This window comes from Chitinophagales bacterium (genome assembly GCA_019638515.1).
Lineage (GTDB): Bacteria > Bacteroidota > Bacteroidia > Chitinophagales > LD1 > UBA7692.
In genome coordinates this window covers 1-19056 of sequence record JAHBTS010000004.1, presented here as the reverse complement: position 1 = coordinate 19056, position 19056 = coordinate 1, and the positions used below count along the sequence as shown (strand labels likewise).

At 41.2% G+C, this 19056-nt stretch carries 9 protein-coding genes; 8 read left to right on the top strand and 1 reads right to left on the bottom strand.

The window, feature by feature from the left end:
* Positions 1 to 34 precede the first annotated feature (34 nt).
* Positions 35 to 1408: a gliding motility-associated protein GldE gene (gldE, locus tag KF872_08450; protein ID MBX2903576.1), complete on the top strand. Its 1374-nt coding sequence runs from the start codon at positions 35 to 37 to the stop codon at positions 1406 to 1408.
* A gap of 116 nt (positions 1409 to 1524) precedes the next feature.
* Here the strand turns inward: gldE and KF872_08445 are convergent, their stop codons facing one another.
* On the bottom strand, positions 1525 to 2256 hold the full coding sequence (locus KF872_08445; GenBank protein MBX2903575.1) for a response regulator transcription factor: 732 nt from the start codon (positions 2254 to 2256) through the stop codon (positions 1525 to 1527).
* A 146-nt stretch (positions 2257 to 2402) separates the two neighbouring features.
* Between KF872_08445 and KF872_08440 the strand changes: the two genes are divergently transcribed.
* The 7 genes from KF872_08440 to KF872_08410 all read left to right on the top strand — a co-directional run.
* On the top strand, positions 2403 to 5243 hold the full coding sequence (locus KF872_08440; GenBank protein ID MBX2903574.1) for a histidine kinase: 2841 nt from the start codon (positions 2403 to 2405) through the stop codon (positions 5241 to 5243).
* A 112-nt stretch (positions 5244 to 5355) separates the two neighbouring features.
* Positions 5356 to 6405 (top strand): T9SS type A sorting domain-containing protein, encoded by a 1050-nt coding sequence (locus tag KF872_08435; GenBank protein ID MBX2903573.1) that lies wholly within the window; start codon positions 5356 to 5358, stop codon positions 6403 to 6405.
* Positions 6406 to 6614: 209 nt separating this feature from the next.
* Positions 6615 to 8249, top strand: coding sequence for a T9SS type A sorting domain-containing protein (locus KF872_08430; protein ID MBX2903572.1), 1635 nt, complete (start codon positions 6615 to 6617; stop codon positions 8247 to 8249).
* A 210-nt stretch (positions 8250 to 8459) separates the two neighbouring features.
* Positions 8460 to 13109, top strand: a complete 4650-nt coding sequence (locus KF872_08425; protein ID MBX2903571.1) for a T9SS type A sorting domain-containing protein — start codon at positions 8460 to 8462, stop codon at positions 13107 to 13109.
* Positions 13110 to 13183: 74 nt separating this feature from the next.
* Positions 13184 to 16039 carry a histidine kinase gene (locus KF872_08420; GenBank protein MBX2903570.1) on the top strand — a complete coding sequence of 952 codons (2856 nt, stop codon included), beginning with the start codon at positions 13184 to 13186 and terminating at the stop codon, positions 16037 to 16039.
* The gene (locus KF872_08415; GenBank protein MBX2903569.1) at positions 16036 to 16788 is read left to right on the top strand and encodes a response regulator transcription factor; all 753 of its coding nucleotides are present in this window, start codon (positions 16036 to 16038) and stop codon (positions 16786 to 16788) included. The genes KF872_08420 and KF872_08415 overlap by 4 nt, the downstream gene beginning before the upstream one ends.
* Before the next feature lie 99 nt (positions 16789 to 16887).
* A partial coding sequence (locus tag KF872_08410; protein MBX2903568.1) for an immunoglobulin domain-containing protein occupies positions 16888 to 19056 on the top strand: 2169 nt, incomplete at its 3' end.

Here is a 19056-nt window from a genome sequence, read left to right as displayed (position 1 = left end):
TACCTCAACATTGATTAACTAAACACCAAGCACATTGGACGGAGACAGTTATCCCCCGCCCTTCTTACTACTCACAATTTTATCGGGAGCTGCTGCTAAGTTATTATCGGCAGATGTTCTTTTTGAGAATATTGTTATACTGATTTTAGTTTCCATTTCGGCATTGATGTCGGCATCGGAAGTGGCGTTTTTTTCGCTTACCAAACCAGAACTCGACAGTTTGCGCAACAGCGATAACAAAAACGAAAACCGTGTGGCGCAGCTTATGGGGCAACCACGCTATTTACTTTCAACCATTTTAATAAGTAATAACTTGGTAAATATTGGAGTGGTGGTGCTTTCGTATTTTATTACCAAGCAGGTGCTCAATTTTAGCGATGTGCAAATAGGCTTGTTTACCATTTCGGGAGGGGCATTGGAGTTTTTATTCAATATAGTAGTAGTAACTTTTATTCTGGTGCTTTTTGGCGAAGCCACACCAAAGGTTTATGCCACCTACAATAAATTTGCCATAGTGCGCTTTACCGCACCGCTATTCATTTTTTTATTAAAAGTTTACCGCCCCATTAACTGGCTGCTAATTGGCTCTACTCAAGTATTAGAAAAGCGTTTGAAAAAACACAATGCCGAAATAGACATAGAAGAAATAAACAAGGCCATTGAAATTACAGTTGAAAATGAAAATACTACTGAATCTAAAGAAGATGCACGCATACTAAAAGGCGTGGTGCAACTGGGCAATATTACCGTAAAGCAAGTAATGCGGCCACGCATGGAAATTGCCGCCATAGATGATGCGCTCAACTTTAAAGAAATGATAGAGCAGGTAAAAGATAAAGGATATTCACGCATGCCTGTTTATCATGAATCTATGGACAATGTGGTGGGGGTGCTTTATATAAAAGATCTGTTGGAGCATTTAAACCAAAGCGCAGATTTTGGGTGGCAAAAATTGTTGCGAGAACCTTTGTTTGTGCCGGAAACAAAGCATATAGACGATTTGCTACGCGAAATTCAAGAAAATAGAAAACACCTTGCTGTAGTGGTTGATGAATTTGGCGGAACCAAAGGAATTGTAACTTTAGAAGACATTGTAGAAGAAGTAGTGGGCGACATAAAAGATGAATTTGATGAAGCCGATCCCGAAAGCTCCATCAGGAAAATTGCCGAAGGTGTGTTTGTAATGGAGGGCAAAACTTGGATAACGGATATTACCGCAGCATTGGAGTTGAACGAAGACTTTTTTGATGAAGTAAAAGGCGAAGCCGAAACAGCAGGCGGCTTGGTTTTGGAAATATTGGGCAGAATTCCGGCAAGTGGCGAAACCGCAGCCTACAAAACACTAAAAATTACAGTAATAAAAGTAGAAAACAACCGAGTAAGCGAAGTGAAAATTGAAACGGAATAGCGTTTGAAATTAGCACTGAGTACGCTGCTTTATAGTGCCCATAAAGTTATTCTTTTAAGATAAAACTGATAGCTACAAAGCTTAAACAGACTCGCTCTTTGCATTAGAAAAAATTCCTACTGCAATAAGTCTATTAGTGCATTTATTTTATCGGGAGCAACAGCAATAGTATGTGTGCCAAAAATGATATTAAAACTGCCCTCATCGCGCTGAATATTGTTTACATGCTTTGTGTTTACAATAAATGATCTTTGGGTGCGGAAAAAATGCGGTTGGTCGCTGAGTAAGTCTTCAAAATACTTTAGGTTTTTACTGGCTAAAGCAAACCCACCTTCTTTGCGGTGTATTTCGGTGTAAGCCCCATTCCCTTTCATAAAAGCAATATCATTGGCATCAATAAACTCAATACCTTTCGATTGATTAAGCACAATTTTTTTCGATTTGCCCGAAAGGTTGCTGCGCAGCAATTGCAGTGCTGTAAATTGTTCCTGCTTTTTTTCTGCTTTATCTACGGCATCTATCAATTCTTGCGGTTGTATGGGTTTTAGCAAATAATCAATGGCACTCATTTTAAATGCTCTTATGGCATACTCGCTATAAGCTGTGGTAAATATGATGTCGAAGTTTACTTCGTCTTCATTAAAGAAATCCAGCAGTTCAAGTCCGCTATGTCCGGGCATTTCAATGTCTAAAAATACCAAATCCGGTTTTTCGCGTTTAATGGCTTTAATACCGGAAGGCAAATCTTCGCATTCAGCAAGCACGTTTACTTGAGTGCAATGTTCCTGCAACATAGCTGTAAGCAACTGCCGAGCTTTGCGCTCATCATCAATTATTACCGCATTCATGCAGCAATAGTGCAATGCTTTTGCCAAAAGCGGGAAAGTATTTTACAAAACCCTAAGTATTTTTTACGAGTATTCGATTTATTGGTATATGAGTTATTAAGTTTGAGCGCTTGAAACCGATTATATTCCTCTTGCTGCTTTTTGTGATGTTGCGGAGTATTGCGCAGGAGCCGTTGGCAGAGAATATCTATGTACAGGAAGGCTTACCATGCAGCGAAGTTTATAGTATGCTGCAAGATAAAAATGGATATATATGGCTTGGTTCAGAGAAGGGATTGATACGTTTTGATGGGCTGCATTACAAGATATTTAGCAATAAAGAAATTAATGGCAGTTCGGTAAGCGATTTGCGTATAGATACGAAAGGAGTACTCCGCTGCCAAAGTTTTTCGGGAGGGCACTACTATTTGCATAACGATAGTTTGTATGCAGACGAAAAGATGCCCTTAGCAGGAGATTTTTCTCCCGTGCAAGAAGGCAAAAGTGGTATTGCTTACCAAATTGGGTACAATGAGTTGTATTCGTTTGGTTCTAAAAAGGAAATTTTGAAGTACGATAACCAACTCTTGGGTTTGTTTGAGTATAAGGAAAGCGTATTCGTATTTGATTCTATAAAGTTGTATGATGTTGAAAGCAGTCAACCGATAAAAAACATACCTTTTTCGCTGCATGGCGAAACTGTATTTTTCTTTACTGAATTTGCAGGGAAGATGTTGGTTTTTCCACGAAGCCTCAAGATAAAAACAGCATATAGTTTTTTCCCGCAGTTTGAGCAATTGGATATTGATTTGCCACCTGTTTTTATTCAATCGGTAGATGTGGTAAACGATACACTACTTTTTATTTCTACCAATAATGGTTTATATGTACTTAATAAAAACTTGCGCCAGTTGCCAATAAAGCAACCCTTATTGGAGCATAATAGTTTATCGGGTGTAATACGCGATTTAGACGGTGCAATATGGGCAAGCACAGTAGATAATGGCATTTATAGATTTGGATGTTTTAATTGTGTAACTGCCACAACCACCGAAAGGGCGCAAACCCTTTTTTCGTTACCCGATGGCAGTGGTGTATTATATGGCACACAGGCGGGGAACGTATATAAGTGGACTCAAAACTCCACAGTAGATACGGTACATATAAGCGGCAGCAGGCAAACAATAACAGCGTTGTATAAACCCGATAACCAAACACTATTGGTGGGAGGCGATGTGTTTACAATATGCGAAAAAGGAGAAAAGCCGATTGAATTTCGGTTGGCTGTAAAAGAAATTGTTCCACTATCAAAACAGGTGTACGCCTTAGCCAGAACCGGCAATATTTCATTTTTAAGCAGAAGAGAACACAGCGTAGATACCGCCAATATGGTAACGCGTTTTATTGTTGGCAATTGGCAAGTGTACGATCGCTACACTATAAACCAAGGCAATGTTCGCATACATAGTATGGTGTGCGACAGCGTGGAAAAAGAGCTATATGCTGCCACCACAATTGGATTGCTACAAGCAAACGAAAAGGGTTGGCACAAAATAGAATACAACCAAAAGCCGCTTTATGCCGATGACATTGCGCTGCGCAACGATACCCTGTTTGCCATATCTGATGCTACTGTTTATATTTTAAAGAAAGGCAAAGTGCTAAGTGCACACGATGTGCTGCCCGCATCTGAGGCGAATGCCGTACAGCAAATAAAAGTTCACTCGTCAGGTATTTGGATTGCTTCGGGTAAAAATATGTATAAAGTAGATGATGCTTTGCAACACACACATTTGTTTGAATTAACCCAGGGCTATGAAATAAACGACTTTCGTATTGTTAATAATCAACTGGTATTGGCTACCGATATTGGTATTACGGCAGTAGCTATACAGCATCTTGTTTCAGGCAATTCTAAGCTTCGTTTATTCGTAACACAGTTTAGTGCCAACGAGGAAAAGTTGAATAGAAACAGAGAAAATAAACTGCAACATACTTTCAACAATCTGAAAGTAGTTTTTAGCATACCATATTACGGCAAGCAGGAAGAAGTAAATGTTTATTACAAAATAAACGATAAGCCATGGAAAATGGCAGAGAATAGCTTGCGGGAACTAAATTTACTATCGCTGGAACCGGGCAAATACAGTGTGCAGCTAAAGGCAACGGCAGCGGGCAGGGGCGATTCTGAAGTGGAAACAATAGCATTTACCATTCGTCCGCCATTTTGGAAAACATGGTGGTTTTATGCTTTATCGCTACTGTTGGTGGCCGGCACGGCATATTTGCTCTATCGCTATCGTTTGCATTTAATACAAAAGCAAAATGCACTTGAAAAGCAAAAAATGGAGCTGGAAGGCAAGTTGCGCGAAAGCATATTGGCTTCGGTAAAAGCACAAATGAATCCGCATTTTATCTTCAATGCACTTAATACCATTCAATCTTTTATATACCTAAACGACAAAGCCAACGCCACAAATTACCTCGGTAAATTTTCGCAGCTTACACGAACCATTTTAGAAATGAGCAATAAGAAATCGGTGAGTTTGCAGGAAGAAATAGATGCTATTTTGCTGTATCTTGAATTAGAAAAAACAAGGTTTGACGATGAGTTGGAATTTAGCATAGAAGTAAGTGGCGAGGTAAATCCTTTGGTAATACATATTCCTGCCATGATAATACAACCGTATATAGAGAATGCGATAAAACACGGTTTGCTGCACAAGCGGGGCAATCGAATGGTTAAGTGTATGTTTGAGTTGAAACAAACATTTTTGAAAGTAACCATTGACGATAACGGCATAGGCAGAGTACGCTCGCAGGAGTTGAACAAAATCAAAAGCAAGAAACACCAATCGTTTGCCACACATGCAAACGAAAAAAGATTAGAAGCGCTCAACCGCGGGAGTAAAGATGCGGTTAGCGTACATTATATTGATAAAATATCGGAGCAAGGCGAAGCGCTGGGTACTACTGTGGAGTTAATGATTTTGGTGGTAGAAGAGTAGCACCATTAACTCATAAAGGTATTTCGTAAAATAAAAAGGGGGTTTCGTAAAGTGGATAGAAATTTCTTCTCTCTGTATGGCATGTTTGCCGGCAATTAAAAAACTTTTAATCATGAAAAAACTTTTACTACTTCCTGCCATTGCATTAAGTACCATTGCAGTTTCGCAAATTCCAACAACGGGATTAACAGACCATTGGAAACTAAATGGAAATCTTCAGAATGACATTGCCGCTCGTCCGGCACTAAGACATGAAGGCTTTCATACTTGCCAAAACAGTTCCGGAACAAACATTGCTGTTATCAGACATGCTGATACACTGAACTTTGTAGCCGATAGAAGCGGAAACTTAAATGCTGCATATCATGCAAGAACAAAAAGTTCTCCCGACTCTGCTTTCTGCAATCAGGTGCCACCTAGCGGAATTTGGATTAAGGGTCCTGCTGCTACAAGCTTAGAAACTACAGTACAGTATGGTTATCAAAACACTGCAAGAACATTTGCATTGTGGGCAAAAATAAACACATTAGCCTCCACTCATCGCTTGTTTTTTACCGGAGAGGAAGCTAATAAAAAAGCCTTTGGATTGGATGTAAAGCCGGCTACTAATAAAGTAACGCTGTTTACGTGGGGTGTTGGAGGTGACGTTGATGCAACTGTGAATAATATAGACACGCTGTGGCACCACTATGCTGCTACTTATGATGGAGCCCAATTGAAACTATACATTGATGGAGCCATAGTTGACAGTGCTGCAGTTAGCGGCTTGAGCACATCTTCCGCACAGATTTTTTTTGGCAAAAATGTTTATAGTCGCGACCTGTTTCTGGATGAAATCTTATTGTATAACCGAGCCCTTTCTGCTGCCGAAGTGGCGCAGATTTTTGGAGGCACGCAAAGTTCAATTGCCGATTTAAACCAAGATGGATTTGCACTTAACCTATACCCCAATCCGGCTCTCAATGTTTTGACCATTGAATCAAGCGAATTGATTGCAAAGGTGACGGTGAGTGATCTAACAGGAAGAACAGTGGTTAATCAACCAAAAGTTGAAAGCACACAACTGCAAATGGATGTTAGCCAACTGCATCAGTCAACTTACTTTATTCGCTTTACCACCACCACAGGTAAAACCATTACAAAAACGTTCGTTAAGCAGTAATAGTTTTTCATTGTATTGAGTTTTGTTTTAATCCTGCCTTCTTTGCTGAGGGCAGGATTTTTTTGTTTTATATAATTTGATTCTCCAACGGCATTTACCCTCCCGGTAAACCTAAAAACCGATTTCGTAAAATAAAAAGGGGGTTTCGTAAAACGCATGTTTCTTTTTCGTGCGTTTACAAGAACATTGCAGCGCACAAAAAAATATTTATGAAAAAACAATTACTCACTTCATTACTTGGTTTGGCAATAACCGGAGTTGTATTTGCTCAAGAAAATTGCCCGCACGACACTGTGTATAACTCAATATTTGTAGATGGCAGCACCACCCAAACACCTGTTTCCAGAATAATCTATTTCGGCCCCGAAGTTAACGGAGGCGATGGTGCCATTAGGTCAAGCATCGAGCAAGTGTTTAAAAATGGCAGCTATGTGAATAGCAGGAAAGATGAATTTGTAATCCACCAGCCATCAGGAAGCTACTCGGAGTATCTCGTTTCTTTGTGGGATTCTGCTACAGCCGCATGGAAGCCTGATTACAAGGAAGTATACACTTTTGGGTCAAATAATCTTTGGACAGAATATTACTACCAGGAGAAAAACCAATCCGGTGTGTTAGAAAATGTAAAAAAATATACGAGAACATTTAACGCTAAAAATAGAGAAACCAATTACATCACCTCGGTTTGGAATAACGGTGCCTGGCGCAATAAAAGTCAAAGTAACAGAACTTATCAGGCAGACACGCTCCTTTTGTTATATGTAGCGCAGAACTGGGATACTGCCGCAAGTGCTTGGGTGAATGGCTTCAAAGAAGAAAGAACCTTTGATGCAGCAGGAAGAGAAACCAGCTATGCTCAATTCAATTGGGATGTAAATACTAATGCATGGATAGGCTCATTTATGCAAGTGGCAACGTTCAATGCACAAGGTTTCCAAACTGCATCGGAAGGTTTGTATTGGAATGCGGGCACGAGTTCCTTCGATAAATCATCGAGAACGCTATACACGCCTAATGCTGCCGGAAAGTCAACCATTGACTCTATGCAAACCTGGAATTCTGTAGCAGGTGCATACATTTCTCATACTGTTCGTTTATACACCTATAACGCAAGCAATGAAATGCTTACCTACAGATCCCTTATGGTAAACGCCTCAGGTGTTGTAACTTCCAATTTCTTATCAACAAAAACATTAGATGCCGGTAACAGACCATTAGAGATTTTTGAACAGGACTCCAGCTCGGCAGGTAATGGCTTGTGGAGACCTTACCGCAGATGGACTTACACCTACAATGCCAATGGCGATAAACTCACTGAAAAGTATGAATTAAGACAAGGAAGTGCCGACACATTGAGCAATGTAAACAGAGTAACATATACATACAACGCCAACAACCACTTGTTAACCTCCGTGGCAGAAACTTGGAATGCAACAACATCTGCCTGGGTGCCAAGTTGGGGCAATCTGAATGAATATAACAATGATGGAAAAAGAGTAGCATCGGAGTCAAAAAACATTTGGAATGCCACAGGCAATTATTTCGCTAACCACAATCGCAGTGAATATGTTTGCAAAGCGATAGGTGTAGGCATAGACGAAGCCATGCAAAGCTTGGTGAAAGTATATCCAAACCCTGCCACTACCGTATTGCAAGTATCAAGCGAAGAGGCACTGTTGAGCATAGCAATAGTTGATTTGTTTGGAAGAAAAGTATTTACCCAAGCAGTAAACGAAGCCAAACAGACACAGATAGATGTGAGCAAAATGGCAGCATCAACTTACTTTATACACCTTACCACTACTAATGGCAACACAGCTGTAAAGAGTTTTGTAAAGCAGTAGTTTTTTCAATACCCTAGTTTTGTTTAATCCCACATCGGTAAAACGGTGTGGGATTTTTTTGTTTGATATAATTTGATTTTCCAACGGCATTTACCCTCCCGGTAAACCTAAAAACCGATTTCGTAAAATAAAAAGGGGGTTTCGTAAAACGCATTTCATGCTTTATGCAGAGAGATAGATTATTGCGGTTGAAATAAAAATTCAATGCGTATGAAAAAGTTTTTTTCTGCACTTTTTGTATTATCAACTTTGCTAACCAAAGCACAGGCGCCAAGCAACGGTCTGTTGCATTATTATCGTTTTGATAGTACGCTAACTAATAGTGTAGGTTCTCACACATTAGCGGGTGGTACCGGAAGTTATGTAAACGACAGATTTGGAAATACTAAACGTGCGCACAATGTGGCTGCGGCAAATGGACATTTTACATCGGCAGGAATTCCAAACCTTCCTTCTGCATCTGCAGCACCACGTTCATTTGCTTTTTGGTATCAAAGTAATAGCAATGTAAATCATGCATTGTTTGCATACGGAGATGCTGCGGCTTACTATGGTGTTTATTACTTAACTTCACCCAGCCCCAGACTTGTTGTTGTATCTGGCACAGGGTCAACACCTATCGGTCAGCTAACACCTATTTCTTATAATACCACTTACACGGGTAACTGGACGCATGTGGCAGTGGTTTACACCGGCACTCAGATTAAACTTTATGTGAACGGTGTTAATGTTAGTTCTGCAAACTTTGGGCTATACACAATGAGCAATACGGCCTCTTATATAGGAGTATATGCTGCGGGTTCCCTTGCGAACAATTTCAAAATGGATGATTTGTTCTTTTACGACCGCGCATTAACCGACCAAGAAGTTACTTCAGTGTTTAATGCTTGCAGCGGCCCAACCAATACTACTCCGCTTGCAAATACAGGTGTCTGTAATGGACAAACTACTACACTCTCCGCGATAGGTAACAACATCACATGGTATGAAGTATCGACAGGAGGTACTGCGGTAGCTACAGGAAATTCATTTACCACACCTGTGCTTACAAACAATGCAGTTTACTATGCTCAAACATCTACCTGTACTGCACGATTTGGACAAACTATAACAGTAAATCCTACCCCGGCTGCGCCTGTAAATACGACTACTAATGCCAATCAAAATATCATTTGCGGAGCTACAGCAACATTAACAGCTACGGGTTCTAATTTACTTTGGTTTGATGCTCCTACTTCCGGGAATTTAGTTGGGAATGGAGGCAGCTTTACTACACCTGCACTCACTACAAATACCAGCTATTATGTACAGGCAAGTTCCGGAGGTTGTAACTCTGCAAGAACACAGGTGGCAGTTACAGTAACCAATCCGGCACCAACGGCTGTAAACAGCAGCGTAAATTACTGTTACATTGATGGTAGTAATAACTTTACGGTATTACAGGTTGCTGCGGGTCCCGGCACTGTTTCCTGGTATAACGTTCCGACAGGCGGTACAGCATTAGGTACAGGTAATAATTTTACTACACCATCCTTTGCCAACCCTTCTCCCAATGCCTCTTACACTTTGAATTATTATGCTGAGCGCACAACGCCCTGTGGTGCTTCTGCAAGAACAATGTTTACCATTACAGTAAAAAAACGTCCGGCAGCACCAACAAGTACAACACCTTCAGCTAATTTGAATATCTGCTCAGGAAGCACCACTACGCTTTCAGCAACTACTAATGCACCTGCAATAGAATGGTATCCAACGGTGGGCTTTCCATCTGTTTTAAGTAATACAAATTCATACACCACTCCGGCATTAACCCAAACTACATCTTATGATGTATTTGCGGTTGAAAATGGTTGCAGCTCAAATCCGGCATTAACCTTAACCGTAAATGTATCAACCCCCACCACTCCCACTAATACCACTTCATCGGCTTACCTAACCGTATGTTCGGGCAGTTCTACCACATTAAGTGCTTCGGGTAGCGGTACTCTGTATTGGTTTGATGCGCCAACAGGCGGTAACCAATTGGCATCCGGTGATACATTTAATACACCCGGTTTAACTGCAAACACAACTTACTATGTGCAAAGTGGCAATGGCTCTTGCGCATCATCACGAACTGCCATAGCGGTTGCTGTTATGCAGGCTCCTGCAGCACCGGTGAGTAATACACCGGCAGCTAACCTGAGGGTTTGTCAAGGTAGTGGCACCACCTTATCTGTTCAGCAGCCATCGTCAGGCATCAGCACTTCATGGTGGGCATCGCCATCGGCAGTATCTCCTTATTCTGTTGGAGTGTCCCTCAGTGTGCCGGCAAGCAGCCTCCAATCTACCTCAACATTTTATGTAAGGCATGTGGACATGAACAATGGATGTGGTTCGGCATTTACGCCTATTACGGTTACAGTAGATACTACACCGGCTTCGCCAACAAACACTACACCTTCGGCTAATCTTACTGTTTGCCAAGGGCAAAACACAACGCTTACAGTGAGCGGTACAGATACCATACAATGGTTTGACTCCCCAACCGGAGGAAATTTACTTGCTACCGGTAGCCCATACGCTACACCTGTATTGCAGAACGTTACTACATTTTATGTAAGTGCAAAGAGGGGAAATTGTATATCTCCACGAACCGCAATTCAAGTGCAAGTAAACGGAGCACCAAACAGCCCTACAAATACAACTCCTACAGCCAACCGTACCCGTTGTGCAGGACAAGCTACCACACTTACAGCAACTAGTGGAGTAGCAAATGCCAGTATTAAATGGTACAATGTAGCCTCAGGTGGATCACCTTTAGGTACAGGTGGAAGTTTTGCCACCCAAGCATTAACTGCTGATACTACTTTCTATGTGGCTGTAGTATCTAATATAACTGGCTGTAGCTCGATAAGAGTACCTATTACCATAACCGTAAACCCAGCTCCAACGGTAACCATTTCACCTGCCAGCGTTTCTATTTGTAGCGGACAAAGCGCAACGCTTACGGCCAGTGGAGGAGGCACTTACGCATGGAGTAATAGTGGCGGCAACAATGCATCTGCTACAGTTAGCCCAACATCCAACACAACGTACACAGTAACTGTTACCACTAATGGTTGTACAGCTACAGCATCAAGAGCAGTAACCGTTAATCAAAACCCTACTGCAAGTATCACCCCGGCTAGCCCTGCTATATGCAATGGCCAATCGCAAACATTAACAGCCAGCGGAGGCGGCACATACGCCTGGAGCAATGGCTTGGGCAGTGGCGCAACCAAATCGGTTTCACCAACAGCAACCACTACTTACACAGTTACAGTAACTAATGCTGCTAATTGTACAGCTACAGCTACTTCAACACTAACCGTGAACTCAGTAAATGCGAGCATCAATGGACCAACAACAATATGTAGCGGATTGAATGCCACCCTTACAGCCAGCGGTGGAGGAACATATGCGTGGAGCAATTCTGGTGGAACAAATGCACAGGCAACTTTCACGCCAACAGCAACCACTACTTATACGGTTACAGTAACCGGAGCAGGCGGATGTACAGCCACAGCATCGCAAACTGTGAGCGTTCAAAGTGCACCTACGGCAACCATTAGCGGAGCAACTTCGGTTTGTGCCGGAGGAAGTGTAACATTAACAGCCAATGGCGGCAACACTTATACGTGGGCAAATGGTTTAGGCACTAATGCAGCCATCACAGTTTCGCCAACAGCAACTACTACTTATACGGTAACAGTTAGCATTGGAGCCAACTGTACTGCCAGCGCTTCTAAAACAGTAACAATACTACAACCAAGCAGCGGTTCGTTTAGCGAAACAATTTGCTTTGGCGATAGCTATACTTTCAATGGTCAGCAGCTTACGCAAAGTGGAGTGTACTACGATACTTTGACAAATGCCGGAGGTTGCGATTCAATAGTTACATTAAACCTTACAGTTCAAAACAAAGTGAGCAGCACTGTTTCTGCACAAGTTTGCAACGGACAGTCTTACACCTTCAACGGTCAGCAACTCACACAAGCAGGTCAGTATTTCGATACCCTGCAAACGGTTTTGGGCTGCGATAGCTTTATTACATTAAACCTGACCGTATTCAATAAGATTGAAACTACAGTGAATGCCGGAATCTGTAACGGACAATCCTACACTTTCAACGGTCAGCAACTCACACAAGCAGGTCAGTATTTCGATACACTGCAAACGGTTTTAGGCTGCGATAGTTTTGTTACGTTGAACTTAACGGTAAACAGTTTTGTAACAGGAAGCGCAAGCGCATCAATATGTGCCGGAGATAGCTACACCTTCAACGGGCAGCAGCTTACTCAAGGTGGGCAATACATAGATACGCTTGTATCATCGGGCGGCTGCGATAGTATTGTAACACTTACACTTACTGTAAACCAGTTGCCACAACCAACCATTACGCAAAATGGCAATGTGCTTTCTACGCAAGTATTTGCATCGTACCAATGGCAGTTCAACGGCTCCGACATTAGCAATGCAACAAGCCAAAACTATACGGCAAATCAAAATGGTAACTATACGGTAGAAGTAACCGATGTAAATGGCTGCTCGGCATATTCATCGGTAGTAACGGTAACAGGCGTGGGCATAAAAGAAGTATCGAGCTTTAGAAGCGAAGTATATCCAAACCCTGCCACTACCGTATTGCAAGTATCAAGCGAAGAGGCGCTATTGAGCATAGCAATAGTTGATTTGTTTGGAAGAAAAGTATTTACCCAAGCACTAAATGATGCCAAACAGACGCAGATAGATGTGAGCAAAATGGCAGCATCAACTTACTTTATACACCTTACCACCACTAATGGCAACACAGCTGTAAAGAGTTTTGTGAAGCAGTAGTTTTTTCAATACCCTAGTTTTGTTTAATCCCACATCGGTAAAACGGTGTGGGATTTTTATTTTTTCTTTGCTCAATGCGTTTTCTTTGTTGCTGCCTTATTGTGTTGGCTCACTCAGTTTTTGCACAAGCCCCCTATTTCTATCAAATAAGCGACAACGATGGCTTGCCAAGCAACGAAGTATATGACTTACTTCAAGATAAGTCGGGTTATATATGGATGGGTACAAGTGCAGGGCTTTATAGCTATGACGGCAGAAGTTTTGTTGTTTTTAAAAATGCACATTCAAATGGCAAATCAATATCTGGTTTAATGATGGGAAGTGGAGGGAGGTTGTGGTGTAAAAACTTTACCGGACAAATATTTTCTGTTACGGGCGATTCTTTGAGAATAGAGTATGAATGGACAAAGCAGAGTGCTAACTTTCCATTCTTTTCATTCAATGCCAAGAATGAAATTGTTATTAGCTGCGATAGCGGCATTCACCTTAATGGTCGAGTTATTCCTATACTGCAAGGAAAAGATAAACGGGTAGAATTTTCAGATGTATTGGTTAATAAAGAGAAAATATATTTCAGTACACCCGCGCGTATTGGTTATATAGAAAACGGTAATGTACAAACATTGTATCTTGAAGAGCAAAGTAAAGAACAAGGAGATGTGTTGCGTTACTCGCAGTTTCAGGCATTTAATGAAAAATGTTTGGTGCTGGCGCGAGGTGAAAAAAATTCGTTGTGGGTTGTAGAGCAAGATTCGCTGAAGTGGTTAATGAACCTTCCTGAAAGAATTGGTCGTATTTTTTGTGTGCGCGATGATGGCAATGGAAAGTTGTGGATTGGAGGTAGCGGTGGCGCTATGTGTTTCGATTCTGAACTAAATAAGTTGTATGACGGGCAGTTATTTTTTGCCGATAAAAGCATTAGCGATGTGTTGCTTGATAAAGAAGGCAATTATTGGTTTAGCACATTGCACGATGGAATTTTTGTAGTGCCTTCATTAGAGGTTCAGGTTTATACCGATGGCAATTCTATACTAGAGGATACGCGCATAGGCAAGTTAGAAAAAGATGATAAGGGCAACCTTTTTATTGGTTACCACAATGGCAGAGTTTCTCGCTTTCATATTCAAACTAGGAAAACGAGCAGCATTGCTTTCCCGCCTCCGGCTGTTGATGTTCAAGCAATGTGTATCAACCATTCCAACAATACATTGCTTGTTGCACAGAGTAAAGTATGGAAGGTAAACACTACAACCATGCAGCCGAATTTTATTGCAGGATTGAGTAATGTAAAATCGCTGCAATGCCTCGGTGGCGATACGTTTTTAATGGGTAGTGTTGGCTCAGCGGCAATAGTAAAAATAGGAGCAGGCGTAGATTTTTTAAAGCAACTCAGGCAAAAGCGTGCCAATGTTGTATTTAGCGAAAAGCCTCATCGCTTTTGGGTTTGCTATAGCGATGGCTTGTTTATTTACGATACTGCCGGAGAGCAAAAAGTTAAGATTAATGGTGAAACCGTATTTGCTAACGGCATTGCACAAACAGCTAATGGAATAGTTTGGGTAAGTACTTCTACCGATAAAATATTGAGCTTCGAAAACGGACAATATAAATCTGTGTTAGAAAGCCCCTTTAGTGTGCCAATAGAAATGGTTAGAGGCGTTTATGCGCACGATAAATGGTTGTTTATTGTATGTAAGAACAATTTGGTATGTTACAACACACACAACAATACCTTTAGAACATTCAACAAGTTCGATGGCTTACCAAGCAACGAAATTTCAGATATAGAGTTTGTAAACAACAAGGTTTTTCTTGCCACGCCCAAAGGGTTGATACAGTTTCCTTTAGAGTTAAATTCTATCAATAAAATAGCACCTAAAATTTACATAGGTTCAGTTGCCATACACGATCGCGATACTGTAGTGAGCAATGCATATACATTACCGTTTAAAAAAAATAATATCAGTATCCAGTTCAAGGGAATTGCATTGCGCAGTTTAGGCGAGTTCACTTATCGTTATCGCTTACTCGGCTTAGATTCAAATTGGATAGAAACTTCTTCCGGCAGTAGTTTTGCCCGCTATCCGTCATTGCCTGCCGGTAATTATTTATTTGAAGTTGTTGCAGTAAACGAAGATGGTATAGCAAGTGAAAGTCCGGCACAATTGCGCATAGAAATTCTAAAACCATTTTGGCAAGCATGGTGGTTCTATCTGTTGTTGGCATTAGCATTGTCGGCAGTTATATCTTCGGTTTTTGCATGGCGCATTCGCGATATTCAAAAGCAGAGTGCATTAGAAAAGCGAGTGGCAAACTCGCGGCTTACCACACTAAAAAGCCAAATGAATCCGCACTTTATGTTCAATGCGCTTAATTCTATACAAGATTTGGTGTTGCAACAAGATACCGAAAAAGCGCAGTTGTATCTTGGAAAGTTTAGTGAGCTAACGCGTAAAGTACTCGATGCCTCCGGTATGGAATTTGTTGTGCTTGAAGAGGAAATAGAAATGTTGCAACTGTATCTTGATTTAGAAAAGTTACGTTTTGGCGATGAGCTTCAATATAGCTTACAGGTAGAAAGTAATATTCTTCCCGAAACACTTTCTATTCCAAGTATGCTTATACAGCCGTTTGTGGAAAATGCTTTAAAGCACGGGCTGTTGCATAAACAAGGAGAGAAAAAATTAGAAGTAACTTTTTCATTAAATGAAAATTCATTAGTTTGTACCATACAAGACAACGGTATCGGCAGGCAGGCATCGGCTACAATAAATGCAAAGCGCAGGAAACATAAAAGCTTTGCTACCAATGCCACCAACGAGAGATTGCATTTGTTGAAAGAATACTATGGCGTAAGCGTACAATTAGATATAATGGATATGGAACAAGGAACAAAAGTAGTTTTGCAAATACCAAAAAGAGAGGTGTGAAGGCAGTAATTGTAGATGATGAAGATAGGGCAAGACGCTCGCTAATAACGTTGCTAACTACCCATTGCCCGCAAGTAACGGTGGTAGAGCAATGCGCCAATGTGCCTAAGGCAGTTTTGGCTATTAAACAACACCAACCCGATGTTGTTTTTTTAGATATTGACATGCCGGAATTTAGCGGCTTTGAGTTGCTTAATTTTTTTGATACTGTAAATTTTGAAATTGTATTTGTTACGGCTTATAGCGAATACGCCATACAGGCATTTGAATACTCCGCAGTAGATTATCTGCTCAAACCCGTACAAGTAGCAAAGCTGAAATCTTCGATAGAGAAAGTAAGCGAGCGCCTCAGCAATCAAAATATGAAACAGCGGCTTGAAATTTTACAACAAAATTTCCAAACCGATGAGTTTTGCAAAATTGCAGTTCCCGTAAGCGATGGTCTCTTGTTTTTAGAAATATTTAGCATAACTCAATTAGCAGCAGAAGGCGCATATACACACATTTATCTTTCTGATGGCTCTAAACTTTTGGTAAGCAAAAAGTTGAAGTTTTTTGAAGATATATTACATAAGCGCAAGAGCTTTTTCCGCATTCACCGTTCGCACCTTATTAATTTGAACTTTATTACAAAGTACAATCGTTTAGAAAGTTATATCGAAATGGATAGCGGCATATCGCTGCCTGTAAGTAAAGAGCGCAAAAAGGAGTTTGAAACGATTCTAAATGAAATAAGAATAAAGAAGTAATAGCCATTCATGAACTCAAAATGGGGGGTTCGTGAATTGAAATGTTTGTTTAGGAGTGTTGCATCGCAAAGTTTGTACCAAACAAAATCTAAATTGCGTATGAAAAAGACATTACTTCTTACAAACATCTTGTTATGGATGTTTTGTGCTCAGGCACAAACCAACTGGAACTGGGCAAAAAAAGGCGGAGGCGCCAGCAACGATTACGGCTATGTGATTAAAAAACTATCGGACGATAAAATAGTTTCGTGTGCAACAGTTGCTTCTACTTCGGTTGCCTTTAGCCCATATACCATTCCTAATGCAAGCGGATTAAACAATGGTTTTATTATTATTCAAGATACCGTTGGCGGATTTTATTCCCCATTTTCTCCAACGGGTTATGGCGAATGCGGTGTTTTTGCCATGGATGTAGATACCTCTCAGAATGTTTACGTTACCGGATATGTAAATGGAATTGTAGTTTTTGGAGATGATACTATAAATGCCTCCACTTTCTCGCGTGTCATGTTTGCGGCAAAGCTTGCCAAAGTGGGGCAATATAGCTGGCAATGGGAGTGGGCATACAAACTTTCCCATGCTTCAACATCTTCTACTATGAATACTGCAGATGCTATTAAAGTTACGCCCGATGGAAGCAGTTTTTACATTGGTGGTAGAAGCCATCAGGGTTCCGGAACTTATCTTACAAATGGCGACAGCACCACATCTAAATTGAGTATTGCTAATCAAGATGGTTATATAGTAAAATATAGTTCCTCTGGAGCATATCAATGGGGTATTAACTTAGATGCCTTCGGTACCGTTACCGGACAAACCACTTGCCATAGAATGGAATTGGACGGGCAAGGAAACTTAATAGCAGCAGGAGAATGGATAGGTAGTTCTGCTCCTTTAAGCTTCGTAACTCCAATGGGAACCACTATTATTTCTGCTAACTCGCAGAGCGGTAAAAGGTGCTTTTTGGCAAAAATTTCCGCTTCAAACGGCTCTATGATATGGGCAAGAAATGCATTTGACTTATCACCTATATTCACATACGCAGTGGGCACTTCTTTAAACGGTTTAGCAGTAGATAAATCTACCAATCAAATTTATGTTACCTGTTTAACGGGTGGCAATTTTCCCAACGGCTCTATGTTTGTTAAGTATAACCCTACTGCTGATACGGTAGTTTACAATACCTCAACGGTGAATGTTTACTACAGCAACGTAACTTTAGATAATGATAACTCCCCAGTGTTGTGCGGCAACTTGGTGGGTACGGCAACTATTAACGCAACTAATTATACTTCTGCAGGAAGCAACGATATTTTTGTTGGGCGTGTTAATCCCGCTACCGGTGCTTGGAATATGTTTCAAAGAGCAGGAGGGGGCGATGTAGATAATGTGAACAGCATTTGCACATCGGGCTTTTCTACATACGTGGTTGGCTCATTTAAAAGCGCACCAATGTCGTTTCCGGGTATAGGCACTACACTCAGTGCAACTTCTAATACGTACGATGTTTTTATGGCGAAAATAGTTTTGCCTGAGCCTTGTATTGAACCCGATGTTACTCAGCAGCCTTCTGCCGTAAACCAGTGTAGCGGTAAATCATTCAGTTTATCGGTGGCGGCTAGTGGCAATGGCCTTACTTACAAGTGGCAAAAAGGTGGAGTAAACCTCAATGGCAATGGAGCCAACACTGCTACTTATAGCATTGCTGCCGGAAATGTTGCTCATTCGGGAAGCTACCGTTGTATAGTATCTAATACTTGCGGAGCCGATACTACGGTTGTTGTAAGTGTAGCCATCAGTGCACCTTTGCAAAGCAATATGGCACAAACCATATGTAATGGCAGCAGCTATACTTTTGCCGGGCAAACTCTCACACAAAGTGGCACTTACAAAGATACGTTACAAACAGCAGGAGGTTGCGATTCAATAGTTACATTGAACCTTACCGTACTCAACAAAATTGAAACCACCGTGAATGCCGGAATCTGTAACGGACAATCCTACACCTTCAATGGTCAGCAACTCACACAAGCAGGTCAGTATTTCGATACCCTGCAAACGGTTTTAGGCTGCGATAGTTTTGTTACGTTGAACTTAACGGTAAACAGTTTTGTAACAGGAAGCGCGAGCGCGGAAATATGTGCCGGAGATAGCTACACCTTCAACGGGCAACAGCTTACCCAAGGCGGGCAATACATGGATACACTTGTTTCGGCAGGCGGCTGCGATAGTATTGTAACACTTACACTTACTGTAAACCAATTGCCA

Excerpts from the sequence above, each read along its gene's own strand:
- KF872_08445 (MBX2903575.1), bottom strand. The coding sequence starts at position 2,256 with ATGAATGCGGTAATAATTGATGATGAGCGCAAAGCTCGGCAGTTGCTT.
- KF872_08440 (MBX2903574.1), top strand. The coding sequence starts at position 2,403 with ATGTTGCGGAGTATTGCGCAGGAGCCGTTGGCAGAGAATATCTATGTA.
- KF872_08435 (MBX2903573.1), top strand. The coding sequence starts at position 5,356 with ATGAAAAAACTTTTACTACTTCCTGCCATTGCATTAAGTACCATTGCA.
- KF872_08430 (MBX2903572.1), top strand. The coding sequence starts at position 6,615 with ATGAAAAAACAATTACTCACTTCATTACTTGGTTTGGCAATAACCGGA.
- KF872_08425 (MBX2903571.1), top strand. The coding sequence starts at position 8,460 with ATGAAAAAGTTTTTTTCTGCACTTTTTGTATTATCAACTTTGCTAACC.
- KF872_08420 (MBX2903570.1), top strand. The coding sequence starts at position 13,184 with ATGCGTTTTCTTTGTTGCTGCCTTATTGTGTTGGCTCACTCAGTTTTT.